This is a genomic window from Deinococcus arcticus (assembly GCF_003028415.1).
GTDB classification, from domain to species: Bacteria; Deinococcota; Deinococci; order Deinococcales; family Deinococcaceae; genus Deinococcus; species Deinococcus arcticus.
On the sequence record NZ_PYSV01000007.1, the window covers coordinates 73,119 to 93,114 of the forward strand.

20 protein-coding genes are annotated in these 19,996 nt (G+C 68.9%); 10 read left to right on the forward strand and 10 right to left on the reverse strand.

Annotation, left to right across the window (positions count from 1 at the left end):
* Nucleotides 1-49 precede the first annotated feature (49 nt).
* The 4 genes from trpE (at nucleotide 50) to trpD (ending at nucleotide 3,588) form a co-directional block, all read left to right on the forward strand.
* Nucleotides 50-1,492, forward strand: coding sequence for an anthranilate synthase component I (gene trpE / locus C8263_RS08745; RefSeq protein WP_107137743.1), 1,443 nt, complete (start codon nucleotides 50-52; stop codon nucleotides 1,490-1,492).
* Nucleotides 1,493-1,580: 88 nt separating this feature from the next.
* Nucleotides 1,581-1,910: a four helix bundle protein gene (locus C8263_RS08750; RefSeq protein WP_107137744.1), complete on the forward strand. Its 330-nt coding sequence runs from the start codon at nucleotides 1,581-1,583 to the stop codon at nucleotides 1,908-1,910.
* Nucleotides 1,910-2,566, forward strand: a complete 657-nt coding sequence (locus C8263_RS08755) for an anthranilate synthase component II (protein WP_107137745.1) — start codon at nucleotides 1,910-1,912, stop codon at nucleotides 2,564-2,566. The genes C8263_RS08750 and C8263_RS08755 overlap by 1 nt, the downstream gene beginning before the upstream one ends.
* Before the next feature lie 5 nt (nucleotides 2,567-2,571).
* Nucleotides 2,572-3,588, forward strand: coding sequence for an anthranilate phosphoribosyltransferase (trpD, locus tag C8263_RS08760; protein ID WP_107137845.1), 1,017 nt, complete (start codon nucleotides 2,572-2,574; stop codon nucleotides 3,586-3,588).
* Between the two features lie 273 nt (nucleotides 3,589-3,861).
* Here the strand turns inward: trpD and C8263_RS08765 are convergent, their stop codons facing one another.
* Both C8263_RS08765 and C8263_RS08770 read right to left on the reverse strand, forming a co-directional pair.
* A complete protein-coding gene (locus C8263_RS08765) occupies nucleotides 3,862-4,758 on the reverse strand; it encodes a glycosyltransferase family 2 protein (RefSeq protein WP_107137746.1) in 897 nt (298 codons plus the stop codon).
* 7 nt (nucleotides 4,759-4,765) lie between these two features.
* Nucleotides 4,766-5,227, reverse strand: a complete 462-nt coding sequence (locus C8263_RS08770; RefSeq protein WP_107137747.1) for an Lrp/AsnC family transcriptional regulator — start codon at nucleotides 5,225-5,227, stop codon at nucleotides 4,766-4,768.
* Between the two features lie 167 nt (nucleotides 5,228-5,394).
* On the opposite strand from C8263_RS08770, the gene C8263_RS08775 reads away from it, so the two are divergent.
* Genes C8263_RS08775 through C8263_RS08785 form a run of 3 tightly spaced genes read left to right on the forward strand, consistent with a single transcriptional unit; the run spans nucleotide 5,395 to nucleotide 8,759 of the window.
* Nucleotides 5,395-6,834 carry a KamA family radical SAM protein gene (locus tag C8263_RS08775; protein ID WP_107137748.1) on the forward strand — a complete coding sequence of 480 codons (1,440 nt, stop codon included), beginning with the start codon at nucleotides 5,395-5,397 and terminating at the stop codon, nucleotides 6,832-6,834.
* A 43-nt stretch (nucleotides 6,835-6,877) separates the two neighbouring features.
* Nucleotides 6,878-7,363, forward strand: a complete 486-nt coding sequence (locus tag C8263_RS08780; RefSeq protein ID WP_199188354.1) for a DUF4274 domain-containing protein — start codon at nucleotides 6,878-6,880, stop codon at nucleotides 7,361-7,363.
* Nucleotides 7,364-7,397: 34 nt separating this feature from the next.
* Nucleotides 7,398-8,759: an acetyl ornithine aminotransferase family protein gene (locus tag C8263_RS08785; RefSeq protein ID WP_107137750.1), complete on the forward strand. Its 1,362-nt coding sequence runs from the start codon at nucleotides 7,398-7,400 to the stop codon at nucleotides 8,757-8,759.
* 226 nt (nucleotides 8,760-8,985) lie between these two features.
* On the opposite strand, the gene C8263_RS08790 is transcribed toward C8263_RS08785, so the two are convergent.
* Nucleotides 8,986-9,735, reverse strand: coding sequence for a hypothetical protein (locus C8263_RS08790; protein ID WP_146160638.1), 750 nt, complete (start codon nucleotides 9,733-9,735; stop codon nucleotides 8,986-8,988).
* 40 nt (nucleotides 9,736-9,775) lie between these two features.
* Nucleotides 9,776-10,240 carry a peroxiredoxin gene (locus C8263_RS08795; protein ID WP_107137752.1) on the reverse strand — a complete coding sequence of 155 codons (465 nt, stop codon included), beginning with the start codon at nucleotides 10,238-10,240 and terminating at the stop codon, nucleotides 9,776-9,778.
* Between the two features lie 62 nt (nucleotides 10,241-10,302).
* On the opposite strand from C8263_RS08795, the gene tilS reads away from it, so the two are divergent.
* Nucleotides 10,303-11,910 (forward strand): tRNA lysidine(34) synthetase TilS, encoded by a 1,608-nt coding sequence (tilS, locus tag C8263_RS08800; RefSeq protein WP_107137753.1) that lies wholly within the window; start codon nucleotides 10,303-10,305, stop codon nucleotides 11,908-11,910.
* A gap of 760 nt (nucleotides 11,911-12,670) precedes the next feature.
* On the opposite strand, the gene C8263_RS08805 is transcribed toward tilS, so the two are convergent.
* Together C8263_RS08805 and C8263_RS08810 are read right to left on the reverse strand one after the other, a co-directional pair.
* Nucleotides 12,671-13,927, reverse strand: coding sequence for a DUF4384 domain-containing protein (locus C8263_RS08805; RefSeq protein ID WP_107137754.1), 1,257 nt, complete (start codon nucleotides 13,925-13,927; stop codon nucleotides 12,671-12,673).
* Between the two features lie 144 nt (nucleotides 13,928-14,071).
* Nucleotides 14,072-14,845: a DUF554 domain-containing protein gene (locus C8263_RS08810; protein ID WP_107137755.1), complete on the reverse strand. Its 774-nt coding sequence runs from the start codon at nucleotides 14,843-14,845 to the stop codon at nucleotides 14,072-14,074.
* Nucleotides 14,846-15,133: 288 nt separating this feature from the next.
* On the opposite strand from C8263_RS08810, the gene C8263_RS08815 reads away from it, so the two are divergent.
* Together C8263_RS08815 and C8263_RS08820 are read left to right on the forward strand one after the other, a co-directional pair.
* Nucleotides 15,134-15,358, forward strand: coding sequence for a helix-turn-helix domain-containing protein (locus C8263_RS08815; protein ID WP_332888938.1), 225 nt, complete (start codon nucleotides 15,134-15,136; stop codon nucleotides 15,356-15,358).
* 128 nt (nucleotides 15,359-15,486) lie between these two features.
* A complete protein-coding gene (locus C8263_RS08820; RefSeq protein WP_233218730.1) occupies nucleotides 15,487-16,209 on the forward strand; it encodes a hypothetical protein in 723 nt (240 codons plus the stop codon).
* On the opposite strand, the gene C8263_RS08825 is transcribed toward C8263_RS08820, so the two are convergent.
* Genes C8263_RS08825 through C8263_RS08840 form a run of 4 tightly spaced genes read right to left on the reverse strand, consistent with a single transcriptional unit; the run spans nucleotide 16,164 to nucleotide 19,865 of the window.
* Nucleotides 16,164-17,126: a phosphotransferase enzyme family protein gene (locus tag C8263_RS08825; RefSeq protein WP_107137756.1), complete on the reverse strand. Its 963-nt coding sequence runs from the start codon at nucleotides 17,124-17,126 to the stop codon at nucleotides 16,164-16,166. The two genes, C8263_RS08820 and C8263_RS08825, sit on opposite strands and share 46 nt — an antisense overlap.
* Nucleotides 17,123-18,388: a cytochrome P450 gene (locus C8263_RS08830; protein WP_233218731.1), complete on the reverse strand. Its 1,266-nt coding sequence runs from the start codon at nucleotides 18,386-18,388 to the stop codon at nucleotides 17,123-17,125. The genes C8263_RS08825 and C8263_RS08830 overlap by 4 nt, the downstream gene beginning before the upstream one ends.
* Entirely contained in the window at nucleotides 18,385-19,224 is an 840-nt protein-coding gene (locus tag C8263_RS08835; RefSeq protein WP_107137757.1) for a DivIVA domain-containing protein, read from the reverse strand. Before C8263_RS08835 ends, C8263_RS08830 begins: the two co-directional genes overlap by 4 nt.
* Nucleotides 19,221-19,865 carry a YggS family pyridoxal phosphate enzyme gene (locus C8263_RS08840; RefSeq protein ID WP_107137758.1) on the reverse strand — a complete coding sequence of 215 codons (645 nt, stop codon included), beginning with the start codon at nucleotides 19,863-19,865 and terminating at the stop codon, nucleotides 19,221-19,223. The genes C8263_RS08835 and C8263_RS08840 overlap by 4 nt, the downstream gene beginning before the upstream one ends.
* Between the last annotated feature and the right edge of the window lie 131 nt (nucleotides 19,866-19,996).

The following is a 19,996-nucleotide window of genomic DNA, read 5'->3' on the forward strand; positions in this document are numbered from 1 at the left end:
GTGGAATTCTTGCCACTGGGCGCTTTTTCGTGTGCCCCACAGGAGACCCATGACCCACCCCGACCCTGCCGCCTTTTCACTGTCCGCCGCCCCACTGGCGGTGGCCGTGCAGGAGCTGAACGCCGACCTGGACACGCCGGTGACCGCCTACCTGAAAGCCGCGCAGGGTGAAACCGTGGCCTTCTTGCTGGAAAGCGTGGAGGCCGGGGAACAGCTGGGCCGCTACTCGTTTATCGGGGTGGGTGAACAGGGGCGCTTTGAAGCCCGGGGCACCCAGGTGACCAGCAGCGGCGTGTTTGGCGACTTTGAAGGCACAGAAACTGATCCCCTGGCCCGGCTGTACCACGCGGCGGTGCGCCCGGCCGCGCTGCCAGCCGGGCTGCCGGCGTTCATTGGGGGCGCGGTGGGCTACGCCGCCTATGACCTGATTCGCTGCTACGAACGCCTGCCGGACGACAACCCCGATGAACTGGGCGTGCCCGACGCCTGTTTCGTGGCCCCGCGCGGCATGGTGATCTATGACCACCTCAAACACCGCCTGATCGCGGTGGCCACCGCCCCCGACCCGGCGCGGGCCGAGGCCGAGGTGCAGGCGCTGGCCGGGCGGCTGCGCGGGCCGCTGCCCCCGGTGCCCGGTCAGGCGCCCGCCGCCGCCCCCACCTTTGCCAGCAATTTCACGCCCCAGGGCTTCCGCGCGGCGGTGGAGCAGGCGCTGGATTACATCCGCGCGGGGGACATCTTTCAGGTGGTGCCCAGCCAGCGGTTCAGCGCAGAGCTGGGCGAATTGCACCCCTTTGCCCTGTACCGGGCGCTGCGCCGCGTGAACCCCAGCCCTTACCTGGGCTACTTGCAACTGGGGCCAGTCACCCTGGTGGCCAGCAGCCCCGAAAGCCTGCTGGCCAGCGACGGCCGGGCGGTGACCACCCGCCCCATCGCCGGCACCCGCCCGCGTGGCCACACCCCTGAGGCCGACGAGGCCCTGGCCGCCGAACTGCTGGCCGACGAGAAGGAACGCGCCGAACACCTGATGCTGCTGGACCTGGGCCGCAATGACCTGGGCCGGGTGAGCGCCTACGGCACCGTGCGGGTGCACGACGCCTTTACCATCGAGCGCTACAGCCATGTCATGCACATCGTGTCCAGCGTGACGGGGCAGCTGCGCCCCGGTCAGACCCCCCTGCACGCCCTGGCCAGCGTGCAGCCCATGGGCACGGTCTCGGGGGCCCCCAAGATCCGCGCCATGCAGATTATTGACGAGCTGGAGCCGGTGCGGCGCGGACCCTACGGCGGCTCATTCGGCTATATCGCCCATGACGGCAGCATGGACATGGCCCTGACCCTGCGCACCATGGTGATTGTGGGGGGCCGCCTGCATATTCAGGCTGGGGCCGGCGTGGTGGCCGACAGCGACCCGGCCGCCGAGGAGCAGGAGACGCGCAGCAAGGCGGCGGCGCTGATGCGGGCGGTGGAGATGGCGGCCAGCGGATTGTAGGGGGTAGAGCGTGGAGCGTGGAAACGGCGAAGGGCGGGCAACAGAACGGTCTGAAAGTCCGGGAAATCTCCGAAAGCCGGAGGTTTGGATGCAGGGTCTGGAGGTGGCAGGTCAGGTGTACCGCCTCAGTGCGGGGTGGCCCAGGGAGGAAACATACGGCCTGACCAGTCAGGCGCGGCGAGCAGCCGTGTCCATTTCCGCCAACATTGCCGAAGGGGTGGGTCGCGGCAGCCCGAAAGAGATCATCCGCTTCACCCGTATTGCGCTGGGCAGCGTGTATGAACTGCCTACCCTGCTGCATCTGGGCACTCAGCTGGGCATGAGCGACACCAAGGAGACCCAGAGTGTCCTGCTTGGCCTTGAACGCTTGCTCAAACGATTAAACCGATTCATTCAATACCAGGAGACCCGGTTGTGATGCCTGCCGAAACCACATTCCACGTTCCACGCTCCACGCTCCACATCCTGCTGATCGACAACTACGACTCCTTCACCTACAACCTCGTGCAGTATTTCGGAGAGCTGGGCTGCGACCTGACCGTGTGGCGCAACGACGCCTTTACGCTGGACGAGGTGCGGGCCCTGAACCCCGACGCCATCGTGGTGTCGCCGGGGCCGTGTACGCCGGCCGAGGCGGGGCAGAGCGTCGCGGTTATCCGGGAACTGGGGCCGCAGTACCCGCTGCTGGGCGTATGCCTGGGCCACCAGAGCATCGGCGCGGCGTTTGGGGCGCAGGTGGGGCGGGCGCTGCAGCCGGTTCACGGCAAGACCAGCCCGCTGCGGCACCAGGGCACGGACCTCTTTGCCGGGCTGCCAGAGACAGTAACCGTCACCCGCTACCACTCGCTGGTGGTGCGCGACCTGCCCCCCGAACTGGTGGCCACCGCCTGGACCACCGACCTCGAAGAAGAGATCGTGATGGCGCTGCGCCACCGGGACTTTCCGGTGTACGGCGTGCAGTTTCACCCTGAAAGTCTGGCCACCCAGGGCGGGATGGACATGCTGCGCAACTTTCTGGCGCTCGTGCGCGAGCATCGGGGCATGACGGGGCAAGGCAGTGGGGCCGGGGCGTGATCGCCATGCACGCGCGGCTGATGAACGGGGAACGGCTCTCGCAGACCGAGGCGGCGGCCTTTATGCGCGAGGTCATGACGGGTGACCTGAGCGGGGTGCGGCTGGCGGCGGCCCTGGCGGCCCTGCGGGTGCGCGGCGAGACCCCGGAAGAAATCGCGGGCTTTGCCCAGGCCATGCGCGAGCACGCCGTGCGGGTGAACGTGCGCCCGCGCGAGGTGCTGCTGGATGTGGTGGGCACCGGGGGCGACGGCGCGCACACCTTCAACATCTCCACCACCACCGCGTTCGTGGTGGCGGGTGCCGGCGTGCCGGTGGCCAAGCACGGCAACCGCGCCGCCAGCAGCCGGGCGGGCAGCGCGGATGTGCTCGAAGCCCTGGGCGTGAATCTGGATGCCCCGCGCGAGGTCGTGGAAGACGCCATCAACACCCTGGGCGTGGGGTTCATGTTCGCGCGCAACTACCACCCGGCGCTGCGCCACGCCGCGCCCGTGCGCTCGGAACTGGCGGCCAGAACGGTGTTCAACATCCTGGGCCCGCTGGCCAATCCGGCGGGCGCCACCCACCTGGTCGTGGGCGTGTTCAAGCCCGAACTCACGCGCACCCTGGCCGAGGTGCTGCGGCTGCTGGGGGCACGCGGCGCCACCGTGGTGCATGGCCACGGCCTGGACGAATTCACGGTCTGCGGCGTCAATACCGTCTCGGGCCTGCGGGCGGGCGAGGTCATTGACCGCGAACTGCACCCCGAAGAGGCCGGGGTCAGCCTGTATTCCCGCGCCGACATCACGGGCGGCAGCCCGGCCGAGAACGCCGAGATTACCCGCGCCCTTCTGACCGGCGGCGGCACCCCGGCCCAGCGCGACATCGTGGCCCTGAACGCGGGGGCAGCCCTGCGCACGGCGGGGCGGGCAGCCACCATCCGTGAGGGGGTGGCGCAGGCGCGCGAGGTCATGCGCGGCGGGCAGGGCTGGGCCATGCTGGAGCGCTACGCGGCCCACACGCAGCGCGGCGTGGCGAAGAGGTAGGGCGTTTCTCAACACCTCCTCCTTGCCGTTCCCTTCACCCCCGCTGCGCGGCCCCTCGCCCGAGCACCAGCAGGCCTCATACGGACTGCCGTCCATTTCCGTACCATCCGGGAAGAAGGGGGATGTTCCGCTCCTACGGAGCCTTTCAGGTCCAATTCCCGGAAATCCGCATTTGTTCCTTCTTCCGCTGGTCGGAAAAGCTCCGTAACACGTTACGGAACTTTTCGGAACCCGTATCAGAGGCACGCGCTTCTTTCTTCGGGTCAGGCGGGTTCAGGCCAGGCCCACTGCTCCTGGCTGCAAGCCGCCAAGACGCAGAGCCAGTTCCCCTTGCAACTGTTCTGAACACAGCAGGCGGCGGCGAGCATTGGCCTGCTCCAGCGTCTGGGCCCAGGCCCGGGCCGCGCGCCACTGTACGGCCGAGACCGGAAGGGCGCGAAAGCGGGCGTATTGCAGCTGCGCGTGCGCTTGCCACTGCGCCGGGGTTGGGTACAGGTCCAGCCGCGCCAGCTGCCGGGCCCACGCCAGCCGGGTGCCGCGCCGCTGCGCCGCTGTCTGCTGCACACTGACCTGCCCCCCATGCAGACGCCAGCGCAGCACGGTCACGGGCAAGTTGGCCACCTCGCCGCGTTCCAGCAGCTGGGCCCACAGCATGTAATCCTCAGCGAAGGGCACAGCCGGGTAGGCAGGGACAGCCGAACGGCGGAACGTGGTGCCCGGATGGGGCAGCGGACAGGAAAACAGCGCCCAGGCGCGTGCCTGCGCGGGACCAGTGGGGTAGTCCAGGCGCCGCTCCTGGGCCCCGAAGGTCTGAACCTGCCCCCCCAGCGCCAGCACCTCTGGATGCTCGGCCAGGAAGGCGGCCTGCGCAGCCAGCCGGCCGGGAGCCATGTGGTCGTCGGCATCCAGACGGGCCACGAGGTCGCCCTGGCAGTGGGCCAGCCCTGCGTTCAGCGCACCGTGTACGCCGACATTCCGGGTCAGCGTCACAACCCGCAGCCGGGGATCAGCCCAGCTGCTGAGTCGGGCCAGCGTATCGTCGGTGCTGGCGTCGTCTACCACCACCACCTCAAAGTCTTCCTGCTGCGACAGCACGCTGCTCAGGGCCTCGTCCAGCAGCGCGCCGCGGTTGTGGGTGGGGATCAGCACACTCAGGAGGGGACGTGGCACGGCAGCCTCACTTCGGCGGCAGCATGAGTTTCCCTTCCAGGGGTGTGCTCAGCACAATGCTCGTGTCGCAGGTAAAGCCCATGTTGATCAGTTCCGTCAGCATGGCTTCCAGGGCGCCCACATCGGGCACCGCCACTTTCAGAATGCAGGAATTGTCGCCTGTCACCGAGTGGCACTCCAGCACGCCGTCGTGCTTGCCGGCCCAGCGGACCAGCGTGGGGTCGTTGCGGCCACTGTCCTGCACGCCAATAAACGCCGTGATGGTGCGGCCCAGCGGCTTGCTGGCCACCCGCACGCCGTAGCCCAGGATCACGCCCGCATCCTCTAAGCGGCGTACCCGCTCGGTCACGGCCGGCGCCGACAGGCCGACCCGGCGGCCCAGTTCCCGCATGCTCAGGCGCGAATCGGTCTGCAGTTCCTGCAGGATGCGGTGGTCAAGAGGATCGAGGGCGCCGCCGGACTGTCTCATGGAGACCACCTTAGCATTTGGAAGGTTGTGAGTGGCGTTTGCGAGCTTTCTGTGTTCCGCGCCTGCGCTTTGTATGGGTCGGCGGGCATTCCAAAGTGGCGTACAGAACGTGGAAAATGAAGGAGAACTCAATTTCTGTTTCACCCTTTCTCCCCGGAGGCTCTTCCATGCCCATTCATCCCCAGGCCACAGTCCGCAGCCAGCAGATGCTGCCCCGCAACCACCGCGCGCCCAAGTGGGCCGATGTGCCCGACGAACAGTGGTACGACTGGAAGTGGCAACTCAAGAACCGCATCAACTCCGTGGCCGAACTGGAAGAGGTCATTCGCCTGACCCCCAGTGAGCATGCAGGCGCCAGCGCCGACGGCATCTTCCGTCTGGACATCACGCCCTACTTTGCGTCCCTCATGGACCCCGAAGACCCCACCTGCCCGGTGCGCCGTCAGGTGATTCCCACGCACCACGAGCTGGAGCCCTTTACCTCCATGATGGAAGACAGCCTGGCCGAGGACAAGCACAGCCCCGTGCCCGGCCTGGTGCACCGTTACCCCGACCGCGTGCTGATGCTGGTGACCACCCAGTGCGCCAGCTACTGCCGTTACTGCACCCGCAGCCGCATCGTGGGGGACCCTACCGAGACCTTTAACCCCGCCGAATACGAAGCGCAGCTGAATTACCTGCGCAACACGCCCCAGGTGCGCGACGTGCTGCTCTCTGGCGGTGATCCGCTGACGCTGGCGCCCAAGGTGCTGGGCCGCCTGCTGGCCGAGCTGCGCAAGATCGAGCACATTGAGATCATCCGCATCGGCACCCGCGTGCCCGTGTTCATGCCCATGCGTGTAACGCAGGAACTGTGCGACGTGCTGGCGGAAAACCACCCGGTCTGGATGAACATTCACGTCAACCACCCGCGCGAGATCACGCCCGAAGTGGCCGAGGCCTGCGACCGCCTGACCCGCGCGGGCGTGCCGCTGGGCAACCAGAGCGTGCTGCTGCGCGGGGTGAACGACCACCCAGTCATCATGCAGAAGCTGGTGCGCGAACTCGTCAAGATTCGTGTGCGGCCCTACTACATCTACCAGTGCGACCTTGTGCACGGCGCCGGGCACCTGCGCACCACCGTCAGCAAGGGCCTGGAAATCATGGAGAGCTTGCGCGGCCACACCTCCGGCTACAGCGTGCCCACCTACGTGGTAGACGCCCCCGGCGGCGGCGGTAAGATTCCGGTGGCGCCCAACTACGTGCTGTCCCACAGCCCCGAAAAGCTGATTCTGCGCAACTTCGAGGGCTACATCGCCGCGTACTCCGAGCCCACCGACTACACCGGCCCCGACATGGTGGTCCCCGAGGACTGGCAGCGTAAGGAACCCGGCCAGAGCGGCATCTTTGGCCTGATGGAAGGCGAGCGCATTTCCATTGAGCCCAAGGAATTCAGCGAGAGCCGCAACCGCCCCGGCGCGACTGTGCACCGCCTGAACAGCCGCGAGGACAAGTGGGCCGCCCACGGCATTGGCAAGGCTGGCGCCGTCACCGACACCGCCCCCGACGGCATGGTGCAGACACCTCAGCCCATTGAGGGTGAAGCGCAGCCCGTCAGCGGCGACTGACAACAACAGAGCTTTTATGGCGCGACGTCAAACACCCTTAAAGATGGACCCCGCGATGCAACTCGTCACGCAGTGGTTGGACGAGCAGCCGCAGGACATGTGGTTAGCGTTTGTGTTGAACACCAACCACGACATTGCAGTCGACGCCCTGCGCTGGATGATTCGCTCTGGAAGGTGTGATCGCGCCGTTGCGCTCGCGATGTACTGGGCACTGGGTGCCGGTTTCTATGTTCAGTATGCCGATCGCAGTGAGGTGCCGGCTTACGCGCAGCTGGGCTTTAATCTCATCAAGAAGATTGAGCGGTTGTTCCTGGCTGGTGAATTCCCGGCGTCTGATCTCGGCTATGACCCCAGCCGCGAACTTCTCGTCTATGCCGATGTTCCTGTGGTTTCACCTGTCCCTGCCGCTCTGAAATCCCCCATCCCCGGTCGCCAGATTGACCTCGCTTCTCTGACGGCTGGTTGGGAGAATGGGGTGCCTGCTTTTATCTGGACTGAACTGGATGCCCGTGGGTCTGTCCGCGCTTAACACACAGTTGCCCTTCACCCCTGAGGACCAAACAATGACCACTCTCCCCAAACCACGCCAGCCTGAACTGAAAACCGCCCTCCCCGGCCCCAACACGGCCGCCATTATGGAGCGCGACCGCCAGCACCTCTCCACCTCCTACATGCGCCCCTATCCCTTCGTCCCAGAGCGCGGCGAGGGCGTGTGGCTGACCGATGTGGACGGCAACACCATGCTGGACTTCTTCGCCGGGATTGCCGTGAGCACCACCGGCCACGCCCACCCGCATGTCGTCAAGGGTGTGCAGGAGCAGGTCGCCAAGTTCACGCACGTCTGCCTGACGGACTACCCGCAGGAAATCACCACCAGCCTCGCGGAACGTCTGGTGAAACATGTCGAAAAGCCCGGCGAGAAGTGGCGCGTGTTCTTCTCCAACTCGGGCGCCGAGGCCGTGGAAGCCGCCGTCAAACTGGCGCGCAACCACACCGGCCGCTCGCACATCATCTCCACGATGGGCTCATTCCACGGGCGTACCTACGGCGCGATCACGCTGACGGGCTCCAAGACGAAGTACAAGCGCGGGTTTGGTCCACTGCTGCCCGCCGTCTCTCACGTGCCGTACCCCAACCCATTCCGGCCGCCGCTGGGCTCCACGCCTGAAACCTGCGGTCAGGCGGTGCTGGAGCACATCGAGTCGCTGTTCGTGGGCATCCTGCCCGCCGATGAAGTGGCCGCCATCATCGTGGAGCCCATGCAGGGCGAGGGCGGGTACATCGTGCCGCCCGCCGACTTTCTGCCCGGCCTGCGCGCCCTGTGTGACAAGCACGGCATCATGCTGATTTTCGACGAGGTGCAGGCCGGCATGGGCCGCACCGGCAAGATGTTCTCGTTCCAGCACTTCGACGTGCAGCCGGACATCATCACGTCTGCCAAGGGCATTGCCTCGGGCATGCCGCTGGGCGCGCTGCTGGCCAAGGACAGCGTGATGACGTGGCCGGTGGGTTCGCACGGCTCTACCTACGGCGGCAACCCGGTGGCGGCGGCAGCGTCTCACGCCACGCTGGACCTGCTTGAAGGCGTGGTCAAGCACCCCGGCTGCGGCGACAACCTGATGCAAAACGCCCACGAGGTTGGCGAATACATCATGGCCGAGCTGAAGGGCATGCAGGCCGAATTTCCCTTCCTGGGCGACGTGCGCGGCCGGGGCCTGTTCATCGGCCTGGAGTTCGTGACGCCCGACGGCCGCCCCGACGGCGCCCTGCGTGACCGCGCCAGCATGGCGATGTTCGAGAAGGGCCTGCTGAACCTGGACTGCGGCGAGGCCGTCATTCGCATCAGCCCGCCCCTGATTCTGACGAAGGAAGAAGCGAAAACGGGCCTGGAGATCATGCGCGAGACGCTGAGAGAACTGAAGTAAGACGGGTTCCGAAAAGTTCCGTAACGTGTTACGGAATTTTTCCGACCAGCGGAAGAAGGGAAAAATACGGATTTCCGGGAATTGGACCTGAAAGGCTCCGTAGGAGCGGAACATCCGGCTCTTTCCCGGATGTTACGGAAATGGACGGAATCCGTATAAGGCGCGCCCGCTGTGGAACGTGGCGTGTGGTCTGGGGTTGTCCCCACCACACGCCACGTTCTCTGTCTTAGGGCAGAGCGGCGTCCGGCAGCAGGGTCCAGTCGTTTGTAGGCAGGGCGCCGCCCGTCAGGCGGAACGTGATCTCCACGCCGCTCTGCCTGGAAACAGTGGTGCTGTCCAGGGTCAGGCGAGTCCAGCCCTGCGCCAGCTGGGCAGCGGCCACGTAGGTCATCTTGTTGAGAAAGCCGCCCTCGGTCCACTGGCAGACCTGGGTGCCGCTGATCTGAACGGAGCGCTCGGCGTAATACACCAGACCCTGCTGAGTGCGGGTGTGGCCCGTGGCCTGGGCTTCATCGTAGTGGCCGCTGCTGAGCACCGGCAAGATGTTGCCGCTGGTGCGCGCCCTGACATTCAGGCCCAGCTGCACCACGCGCGCGCCCGGATCGCTGATCTTGACGGCGCCGGCGCAGGTGGCCGCCGGGTGCGGGGCCGCCCAGGAGGTGGGCAGGGGTGACTGGCCCGCTGGGGGCAACAGGCTGGCTTCCAGAGTGGCGGGCAGCTTCAGGCTGAACCGGCCGTCAGCGCTCATGGGGGTGCTCACAATGACCTTGCTTACGCCTGCGCTGCTGGCCACCCAGCCCTCCACCTGACCGGCGCCGCCCCGCCACGGCACGGAAATCAGGGCCTCGTCAGTGTCTTCAGACTGGTCTTTGACGGTGCCGGTCAGGAGGATCTGGGCAGCGGCCACGTTGCCCAAGCCAAGTAAAGCCAGCGCCAGACCCCGGAGCCGGGCGGCAGAAAGGACGGGAGGTGTCACCCGCCGAGTGTAGGACAGAGTGGCGAGTACCTCCCAGCTCTCACGGTTGCTGGTGCTGTTCCAGTGCCTTCAGGGCGCCGGTCACGTGGCTCATGGGGTTGGCGCTGCGGTGGGTCCAGGCCACCGTGCCCTGCGGGTCAATCAGAAAGGTGGCGCGGGCGGCCATGTTCAGCAGGCCGCCCAGCCCGCCCATCACGCCGTAGGCGCGGCACAGGCTGCGGTCGCTGTCGGGGAGCAGGGGGTAACTCAGCGAGCAGCTGTCGCGGAAGGCCGCCTGCTTCGCCTCGGTGTCGGTGCTGACGCCAATCACCTGCGCGCCCAGGCGCTCGAACTCGGGCAGGGCAGCTTCAAAGCGCTGGGCCTCTATGGAGCAGCCGGCCGAGCCTGCGCGGGGATAGAAATACAGCACGGTCCACCTGCCCCGCAGCGCGTCCAGGCTGATCTCGCGGCCATCGTCGCTGCGGCGGGTGAAGTCGGGGGCGGACTGACCAACACGGAGGGTCATGGGCGGAGTCTAGACCACACGGCGGGCCGGCCGCGCCGGGCGCCGCTTCGTAGAATGCGCGGGTGAAGTCCCTGCTTGCCCCTCTTCGCCCCTTTGCCGGGCAGCCGGTGGTGGTGGGCGTGTCCGGCGGGGCCGACAGCGTGGCGCTGCTGCGCGCCCTGGTGGCAGTGGACGCGCGCCCGGTGGTGGCCCACCTGGACCACGCCCTGCGGCCCGATTCGGCGCAGGACGCCGCGTGGGTGCGCGAACTGGCCGCTGCGCTGGAGCTGCCCTTTGAAAGTGTGCGCGTCGACGTGGCGGCGGTGGCCCGGAAGCGCGGCTGGAACGTGGAAGATGCCGCCCGGCGCCTGCGCTACGACCTGCTGGGTCGCGTGGCCAGGCGGCGCGGTGCACAGGCCATCCTGACCGCCCACACCCGCCGCGACCAGGCCGAGACAGTCCTGCTGGCCCTGCTGCGCGGTGAAGCCGTGCTGCGCGGCATTCCCCCTATGCGGGGCCGCGTGGTCCGCCCCTGGCTGGCCGTGCCCCGGGCCGACATTGAAACCTTCCTGCGCGCCCTGAGCCAGGACTGGCGCGAGGACCCCACCAACGCCGACCCCACCTATGCCCGCGCCTGGCTGCGCCGCGAGGCCATGCCGGTCCTGAGTGCCCGCTTTCCCGCCCTGGAAGAGACGCTGGCCCGCGTGGCCTGCCATCAGGCGCAGGATGACGAGGCGCTGCGGGCCCAGGCCGCGCGCCTGAGGGCCCACACGCCCCTGCAGGGCCAGCCGCCCGCCGTGCTGCGCCGCTGGGTGCGCGCCCAGGTACGGGCCGCCGGGCTGGACGTGCATACCGGGCACCTGGACGCCCTGGCCGGGGCGCTGGGGGCCGGCGACACCGCGCACCTCACGCTGCCCGGCGCCCACCCCGTGACCGTGACGGGGGGGCACCTGTATCTGCAGCCCCCCACCTTCCCTGAACCGGCTTTTGCCCTGCCCCCAGGCTGGACACGGCGCACCCGGCAGCCGGGGGACCGGATGGTGCTGCCGGGCGGCACGCGCCTGCTCAGCGATGTGCTGACTGACCGCAAGATTCCACGCGAGGCCCGCGACCGGGTGCCGCTGCTGGTGTCTGAGCGGGGCGTGGAGTGGGTGGGGCTGCAGCCGCCGGTGTGGGGGCTGGGCGCGCAGGCGGCTGCCCAGGTGCCGCCCGACCCTCTGCACGCCGCCATGGGCGAGGCGCTGGCGCTGGCCCGGCAGGCGGCGCAGGCCGGCGAGGTGCCGGTGGGCGCGGTGGTGCTGGGCCCGGACGGCGCTGTGGTGGGCCGGGGCCGCAACGCCAGCCGCGAACACGGCGACATGACCCGCCACGCCGAACTGGCTGCGCTGCGGGACGCCGCGCGCACGCTGGGCACGCCGTATCTGACAGGCTGCACCCTGGTCGTGACCCTGGAGCCATGCCCCATGTGCCTGGGCGCGGCGCTGGAGGCCCGCGTGGAGCACATGGTCTACGGCGCGTCCAACCCCAAAGCCGGAGCCCTGGGAGGGGTCAGCGACCTGCTGGCCGCCCACTGGGGGCACAGCCCCCGCATCACCGGGGGCGTGCGCGCCCGCGAGGCCGCCCGCCTGCTGCGCCAGACCTTTCAGGCGGTGCGGGCACAGCAGGAAGCCTGGGACCCCGCTTCCCCATAAGCCCACGGACAGCTGGCCCGGCCGGGCGCTGCACAGCCCTGTTCCACAGGCGCACGACATGACACCGCGCCCTGGCCAGGGGCGCGGCGTCATGCTGAAAAACCAGAGCGTGGAGAGGCGAGGGGGGCAGGTGCGGGGCCAGCGACACCTGGGGCCGATTGAAACCCGCAGACCACCGCGCACACTGCGGTGGGGAGGGCGGGAGAAGCCAGTGCTGGGCCGGAACCCAGCGGCGAGGAGGGTGGGAGTGGTCTTAACCTCTACGGTCAAGGCAGTGTACCCGCCGGGCCTGATGAGCGGCTGAATGGCCGCCCAGCACAGCTCATCTCCGGCCTCATGCTTCGTCAGCCTGAGGGCCACAGTTCCATCTATGGCCACGTCTGATACGGATTCCGAAAAATTCCGTAACACGTTACGGAATTTTTCCGACCAGAGGGAGAAGGAAAAAGACGGAGTTCCGGGAATTGAACCTGAAAGGCTCCGTAGGAGCGGAACATCCGGCTCTTTCCCGGATGGTACGGAAATGGACGGCAGTCCGTATGAACGCTCCTCCTGTTCAGACCTGCTGCCCGTGTTCAGGGACCTGACCAACCCCAGACGTGTGCTGGTTCACTGCGGCCCATCCGTGCCACCACACGAAAACCCCGGCGCACAGGCCGGGGCAGGGGAGAGGAGGATTTGTACGGCTTCCGGGCGTGGAGTTTCTGCTGGTCTCGCTCGGACTGAACCGCTTTTGCAGGCGCTGGGGCCGAAGTCTGGATTACTTGCGGTACACCTTTGGTACGCCGTTCACGGTACGGATGGTGCCGCCTTCAAAATCGGCTGCCCAGGCCCCACCAATCTGGTACTGGTCGCGGGTGGGAAAGCCCAGGAAAGAGCCGCTGCCGCCCAGACCCTGGTAGGTTTTCAGCACGTCGCCGGTCAGCCAGAAGGTGCCGTATTTCTCGGTGCCGTACAGCGCGCCATTCTGGAAAAAGCCGTACAGGCCGCTGGTGCCGTAGGTGTTGCGCGGAATCACCTTCTCGTCGCCAGCCGCCCAGCCCAGGCGGCTGGGGGGCCGCGCCGCGTCATTCTCGGCCCGGGCCAGGGCCAGATACCGCTCCAGCAACATGCCGTGAACCGCGTAGGCCCGGCTGGAACCATTGGCGTGAAGCAGCACGGCGTCGCCGTAGGCACCCACACCCCGGAACTTCTGCCACCAGCCGTCGCCCCAGGGGACCGCGTAGGTGGTGGCGGCGCCCAGGCTCTCGTCACCCTTCAGGCGGGCGTAGGCGTCCACCATGGCCTGATCGCGGCTGCCATCGCGTTTTTCACCCGGGTCAATGCTGGTGGTGGGGGTGGGCTGCGGCTGGCTGGGCTGGGGTTGAGGCTGCGCCGGCTGGCCCTGGCCAGGGTTGATGGTCACGGTACCGCTGGCGCCGCCCTGCGCCGGGGCAGGGGTCACGGGCGTGCCGCCCACCCGGAACGTCACCACGTCGGTGGTCCAGCTCTCGGCCGGAAGCGGGTTCACCACAATGCTCAGGGCGCGGGCCAGATTCTCCTGCCCCTTCACGCGCACTTCGGCAAAGCCCTGGCCCTGGGCAAAGCGGGCAATGTCATTCAGGTCCAGTTCGCGCTTGCTGGCCAGCGCCAGCAGCCGGTCCTGGCCGTTGGGGCCGCCCACCGTGAAGGTGTATTTGGCGCCCTGGGGCGGAAACACACGCGTGACCCCCGCCTTTACGAAATTGCTTTCCTCGTAATTGTTGGGAAAGAACAGATCCACGGTCCCGTTGGCATTCACGTTGAACAGGTACACATAGGCGTCCTGGTTCGTTTTCAGGCCCACACTCAGGCGTTCGCCCTTGCGGTACACGGGATTGCCCTGGCCGCCCGGGTCCTTGTTCACCCAGACGTCTACATTCAACTTGGTTTCCACCGGGTTGACGATGATGCTCTGCGCCGTGATCTTGGCGGGGCTGGCGGCAGCGAGGCTCAGGCCCAGCAGTGTGCTGATGGTGGTCATGCGTTTCAGGTTCATGGTGCCTCCTTGAATGGGGTCACCGTAAGACGCCAAACTGACCGGCGGCTGAAAAAAAGGCCTCCCACAAGGGTTTCTCAAGTCTGCTTCAAGTTCGCCTCAAGGCCAGCCGCCATCCTGTGGCCCGCCATGAGGCCCTGGCCCTCAGGCCAGCAGGCGGCTCAGCCACAGAGCCAGCGGGGCAAGCAGTAGCGCCGGGAGCAGACTGCCCACCCGCACGCGGCGGTCCTCGATCCCCAGGCCAGCGAGCATCAGGTTCCAGCTGATGCCCACAATGGTGACGCCGCCAGTGCCCGTGATCAGCAGCACGGCCGGGTTCGTCTTCAGGCTTTCCGGGTCGGCGCCGCCCAGCAGGCTGCCCGCCAGCGCCCCTGCAGCCAGGCTGATGCCGCCCTGCAGCAGCAGCACCGTCAGGGCGCTGAAGCCCACACCTATGCCGTAGGCTCCGGCCAGCGCCAGCGCCGCAATGCCGTCCAGCGTGCTTTTCAGAATGTACGTGGAAGCGTCGCCGGTCAGGCCGTTTTGCAGGCCGCCCACCACGGTCATGGGCCCAATGCAGAACAGCAGGCTGGCGGCCACAAACCCCTCAGTGAAGCGCCCGCCGCCCCGAAAGCGCCGTTTGAGGCGCTCGCCCAGTCCTTCCAGTCGCTCCTCAATGCCCAGCGCCTCGCCCAGCACGGCCCCGGCAGCGAGGCTGATCAGCGCCAGAATGACCCCGGGGACCGCGCCCCCGCTGACGCGGTTGAGTGAAGCGGCCATGTCCAGGCCGAGAAACAGCGTGACCAGACTCAGGGTTTGCAGCAGGGTGCGCTGGGTGCGCTCGGGGAGGCGGTGCCCCACCAGCAGGCCCAGGGCGGTGCCCGCCAGCACCGTTCCCACATTCACCAGCGTCCCGGACAGTTGGTCAAGCAGACTCATCCGGCTGACTGTAAAGCACCGCGCCGGGTGGCCGCCCACGCCTGCCGGACGCCGTGGCACCGGCGCTCCGCAGGCGGCTCAAGAAAAGGGCAAGGCAACCCTGACCCGGCGTTGACAGGGGGTGTGGTACCTTGCTCGCAAGTTGAACCGCCTTGCCTCTCTCCTTCCCTCCGGGCCGCGCCTCTGCGGTGGGCCGGGTGGCGTGTGGGGAGGCCATGTGGCGCTGCAAAAGCAGTCCGGTGCCGTGAAAACTGAGTGTAAAGGTGGGGCTGCCTCTGTGCAGCCCCGCTGCGTTTAAGGAGGCAATGCGTGACCTTATCCGACCAGTACCAGAACATGCCCAAGCTCCTCAAGGTCAGCGAGGTTGCTGACTTTACCGGAACCCACGAACGCACCGTGCGCCGCTGGATCAGAGACGGGCGCCTGGGAGCCGTGGAGCACCCCAGTGGCCTGCGCGTGCCCCGCCGTTCGCTGTGGCGCTTCCTGGGCCTGGATCTGGCACTGAGCGCGTAAGGCTGGGGCCTGCCGGGAGAGGCGCAGAAGCGGCGCCTGGCTTGTGGCTCGGCCCCGCCAAGCGGCCACCTGGACTGGTGCCAGGACCCCGCAGCACTGCACCCCAGAAACTTGGCATAGTGGCGGCCATGACGGACCCGCTCGCGCTCTTGACCGCCGCCCTGCAGGACGATCCCCAGGCGGCGGTCACGCTGTATAAGGGGCTGGCGCCCCCACAGCAGGCCGGGGCCGCCGCGTTGGCCCTGAGCCTGGGGCGGCCCCGGGTGGCGCTGGCCTGGGCGGCCGATCCCCTGGTGCGCGCGGCGGCGGCCCTGCGGCTGGGCGAGGCCTGCGGGGCCCTGAACGACCTGCGACCCCTGCCCGGCGGGCCCCGGGTACAGGTGCTGCGGGCGCGCGCCGAGCACCAGCTGGGCCAGCCCACCGCCCCAGAGACCGCCCGGGAAGCCCGCGCCCTGGCCAGAGCGGCAGGCGACAGCGCGGCGCTGGTGGCGGCGGTCATTCTGCTGGCCGAGCAGGAGTACGCGCAGGTGCCCTCGCCCCACGCCCCGCTGCGCACCCTGGCCGAGGGGCTGAAGGTGGCCGAGCTGAGTGCCCAGCCGGCTGACTCCCACCTGCTGGCCGTGCTGGCCTGCGTGCAGGCCCGCTTAAACCCCCGCAAGGCCCAGGCCACCGCCCAGAAAGCCCTGGACCGCAGCGCGCCGCGCAGCCCGGCGCGGGTGCTGGCCTTGCAGGTGCTGGGGCAGTCCACCCAGGCGCAGGCTGAAGCGGCACAGGGCGAACTGGCCCCGGTATGGTGGCAGGCCCTTCAGCGCAGCCCGGCCCTCGCCCAGGCCACCTCAAAAGGCACGTAGGGCGGCGGACGAATAAACCGGCGGGGCCCCGGATTGCCTTTCAGGTACACGGTCTCGAAAGTCCACACATTGCGCTCCTGCAGGGTGGCGTACAGGTCGGCCCCAGCCTGCAGTTCATCCCCGGGCAGCGCCAGACGCGTGCGGTAGCCGGCCAGGAAGGGGCGGCACAGGGTCGCGCTCAACCCCAGGCTCAGGTGCAGGGTGCGCACCACCTCCCAGGCGCGGGGGGCCAGCCGGGTTTGCTCCCAGTCGGTCAGGGCCACGGGCTGCTGTTCCCGAAAAAACACGTTGCCGTCGTGATAATCACCATGCACAAAGCGGCTCGGCAGGTTGGGTACGGTGTCCAGCCGGGGCCCGGTGTGCAGGTGGGCCAGCCGCTGCCGGGTGCGGGCCAGGGCCCAGCGGTCCACCTCGTCCGGCGCTGGCCGCGCCTCGATGGCTGCGCGAACGGCGTCCAGCCGCTCAATCGTGAGGGCCACCGCAGCGGGCGCGGCCAGCGCCGGCACCTCGAAGGGCACGCTGACGGGCAACTGCTCATGGAGTTGCGCCAGGAAAGTCCCCAGCGCCGCTGCGTGGGCCGGGGTCAGGGCGTGGCGGGGCACAGGCTGACCGGGGGCCACCTCGAACAGGGCCGCCCAGCCCTGGGGCAACTGGGCCAGGGGACCGCCCTGCCGTGTGGGCAGTGGTGCCGGGGTGGGCACGCCAGCGGCGCGGGCCACCTCTATGGCGCAGTGCTCGCGCAGGGCCCGCTCCGGGCGGGGGTCACGGTAAAGGCGCAGATGAAAGGAGCCCTGTGGCGCCTGCACGCGGTAGGCCCCATTGATGCTGCCGCCCGCTAGGGCCTGCAGCTGTGCCCCTGCCCCCAGCGGCCAGTGCGGGGCCAGGTCGGCGGGGGTGGGCGGGGCGCCGGGGTTCACCCGGCCTGCACGTCCAGCCGCGCCAGCCCGCGAATCACGAAGCCGCCGGTGTACTGGCCCGGCTCATGGGGGTCCGCCAGACGCAGCCCCGGCAGGGCGCGGCACAGGGCGCGCAGGCTCAGGGCCAGTTCCAGCCGGGCCAGCGGGGCGCCCAGGCAGTAGTGAATGCCCAGGCCAAAGGTCAGGTGCGGGTTGGGGTCGCGGGTCAGACGCAGGTCGTCGGGGGCCTCGAATCTGGCCGGATCGCGGTTGGCGCTGGCATACAGCAGGGCCACCCGGTCCCCAGGTTTCAGGTCCGCGCCGGCCAGCGTGAGGGGGTCGAGCACAATGCGCTCGAACAGGGGCAGCGGCGTGTCAAAGCGCAGCAGTTCCTCTACCGCCTTTCGGAAGACGGGCAGGCTGTCCGGCGCGTGGGCGGCGGCCACCAGCGTGTCCCAGTGCTCGCGCTGGCGCAGCAGGGCCAGCACCCCCGCCGACAGCCCGTTCACACTGGCCTCGTGCCCGGCGTTCAGCAGCAGAATGCAGGTGTCAACGAGTTCCTGCTCGGTCAGGCGGTCGCCTTCCTGTTCAGCCTGCACCAGTGCCGTGATCAGGTCGTCCTGCGGCTGCGCGCGCCGGGCGGCCACCAGCTCGCGCAGCAGGGCGCTGAACTCCAGCACCGCGCGTTCGGCCTCGGCCTGATCGGCGGCGGTGGGAGCCGGTTCGTACAGCTTGACAATCGCGGCTGACCAGGGCCGCAGCCCACGGCGCTGCCCCTCCGGCACGCCCAGCAGCTCGGCAATCACGGTCACCGGCAGCGGCTCGGCGTAGTCGGCCACCAGATCAAAGGGCCCCGCCGCGCCCAGGCCACGCAACTGCGCCTCCAGAATGGCCTCGATGCGGCCCTGCAGCGCGTCCACCCGCCGGGGCGTGAACGCCAGCCCCACCAGCGAGCGCAGCCGGGTGTGCTTGGGCGGCTCGGAATCCAGCAGGTGGTTGCTGTTGAAGGCGTCGAAGCTGGCCTGCCGGGGATCGGGGGGTGGCCAGCCCAGTTCATCGCGCGAGTAGCGGTGCAGGGCGCTGCGGCCCAGTCTCCGGTCGCGCAGCGCCGCCGAGATCTCGGCGTGGCGGGTGAGCACCACGCGCCGCATGCCAGGGTCGTAGAAGGCGGGCCACCGGGCGCGCAACTCGGCCAGCAGCGGGTAGGGGTCACGCAGGAAGGCCGGGTCCTCCAGCGGCAGGGTGAAGGCCGGCAAGTCCGCGTGGGCCGGCGGGGCGCTCAAAGGAACTGCTGCCCTTCCACCCGCACGGGGCGCTGTTCCTCGGGGCTGTCGGGCGAGAGGCGGGTGAGCAGGGCCACGCCCGCCGCCACAGCGGCGCGCCGGGCCGCCTGGGCATCGGCGGCTTCTGTGGGCGCGGGTGGCGTGGCAGCCGGGCGGCCCGGCGCCGGGCCCGCCGCGCTGCCCGGGGCCGCTGGCAGGGTGCCCAGGGGCAGCGGGCTGTCCTCGGGGGGGCCATGCCGCGCCGCCAGTTCGGCAAACGAGCCCACCAGGGCGCGGTAGGCGCTCAGGAACTGCGCGTATTCCTGCCGTGCGCCGGTCAGGCGGGCCGTCAGTTCGGCGTGGCGCTCGCTAAAGGCCCGCTCCAGCCCGGCCACGCGCTCGGCCTGGGCGCGCTCGCGGCTGGCGCTGAGGTCGTGGTGGGCGCGTTCCAGTTCGGCGGCGCGGGTCACTGCGCTCTGCTCCAGCTCCGCCATGCGCGCGTGGTGGGTGGCTTCCAGGGCCTCGCGCCGCGCCTGCGTCTCTGCGTCCAGCGCGTCGCGCTGGGTGCGGGCCTGCGTCACCATCAGGTCGGCCTCGCGCACGGCGTTCTCGCGCAGTTCGTGCGAGATGCGCTCGGCCGCCACCACCGCGCGGCGAATCTCGTCCTCATTCTGGCGCTGCTCGTCCAGCTGGCGCTGCAGGGTCTGCACCTGCTCGCGCAGGGCCTGCTGTTCGTGCAGCAGGGTTTCCAGGTCATCGGACAGGTCGTTCAGGAAGCCGCGCACGGCGGCGCGGTCATAGGCGCCCAGCCGGCTGGGAAACTCCTGGTGGCGCACGTCAAGGGGGGTGAATTTCACGAGAACAAACTCCTTCCCACCCGCACCAGGGTGGCTCCGGCGTGCACGGCCAGCGGGTAGTCCCCGCTCATGCCCATACTCAACTCTGACAGACCCAGATCGTGCGCGCGCCGCGCCGTGTCTGTAAAGAGGGCCAGCAGCCGCTCCTCACGCGCCGGGTCGCCGTCCAGATCGGGCGCCATCACCATCAGGCCGCGCACGCTCAGCCCGGTGGCCTGCACCTCGCGCAGCGTGCCGGACAGCGCGCCTGCGTCTATGCCGTGCTTCTGGGCTTCTCCATTGTGCACCTGCAGCAGCACCCCGGGCGCCCGGCCCCAGCCCTGGGCCGCCTGGGCGATGGCCTCGGCCTGCCACACGGCTTCCAGGCTGTGGACCAGAGCGACGGGGCGCAGGTACTTGACCTTGTTGCGCTGCAGCGGCCCCAGGTAATGCCATTCCTGCCCGGGGCGCAGGGCGGCCTTGTCGCGCAGTTCCTGGGCGCGGCCCTCGCCCAGCGGAAAGGCGCCGTGGGCGAGCACGCAGCGGTCAATGGCCTCCAGGCTCTGCCCCTTGGTCACGGCGACCAGCCGGGCGCTGCCGGGCACACGCCCCGCCCGGGCCTCGGCGGCGCGGATGCTGGACAGCACCTCTGGCAGGCTCATGGCCGGTCCCGGCGTGGCAGACAGGGCACAAGCCCGAAGGGTTGGTGAGCACTCACGCGCCTATTCTCACCCACGCTGCCGGCAGGCTCAAGCGCCGCGCGCCCCAGGCCCGCCCAGCCTGAGCCGGGCGC

Bases quoted from the DNA above. Each gene is read 5' to 3' on its own strand.
- trpE (WP_107137743.1), top strand. From the start codon at position 50: ATGACCCACCCCGACCCTGCCGCCTTTTCACTGTCCGCCGCCCCACTG.
- C8263_RS08750 (WP_107137744.1), top strand. From the start codon at position 1,581: ATGCAGGGTCTGGAGGTGGCAGGTCAGGTGTACCGCCTCAGTGCGGGG.
- C8263_RS08755 (WP_107137745.1), top strand. From the start codon at position 1,910: ATGCCTGCCGAAACCACATTCCACGTTCCACGCTCCACGCTCCACATC.
- trpD (WP_107137845.1), top strand. From the start codon at position 2,572: ATGCACGCGCGGCTGATGAACGGGGAACGGCTCTCGCAGACCGAGGCG.
- C8263_RS08770 (WP_107137747.1), bottom strand. From the start codon at position 5,227: ATGAGACAGTCCGGCGGCGCCCTCGATCCTCTTGACCACCGCATCCTG.
- C8263_RS08775 (WP_107137748.1), top strand. From the start codon at position 5,395: ATGCCCATTCATCCCCAGGCCACAGTCCGCAGCCAGCAGATGCTGCCC.
- C8263_RS08780 (WP_199188354.1), top strand. From the start codon at position 6,878: ATGGACCCCGCGATGCAACTCGTCACGCAGTGGTTGGACGAGCAGCCG.
- C8263_RS08785 (WP_107137750.1), top strand. From the start codon at position 7,398: ATGACCACTCTCCCCAAACCACGCCAGCCTGAACTGAAAACCGCCCTC.
- C8263_RS08795 (WP_107137752.1), bottom strand. From the start codon at position 10,240: ATGACCCTCCGTGTTGGTCAGTCCGCCCCCGACTTCACCCGCCGCAGC.
- C8263_RS08805 (WP_107137754.1), bottom strand. From the start codon at position 13,927: ATGAACCTGAAACGCATGACCACCATCAGCACACTGCTGGGCCTGAGC.
- C8263_RS08810 (WP_107137755.1), bottom strand. From the start codon at position 14,845: ATGAGTCTGCTTGACCAACTGTCCGGGACGCTGGTGAATGTGGGAACG.
- C8263_RS08820 (WP_233218730.1), top strand. From the start codon at position 15,487: ATGACGGACCCGCTCGCGCTCTTGACCGCCGCCCTGCAGGACGATCCC.
- C8263_RS08840 (WP_107137758.1), bottom strand. From the start codon at position 19,865: ATGAGCCTGCCAGAGGTGCTGTCCAGCATCCGCGCCGCCGAGGCCCGG.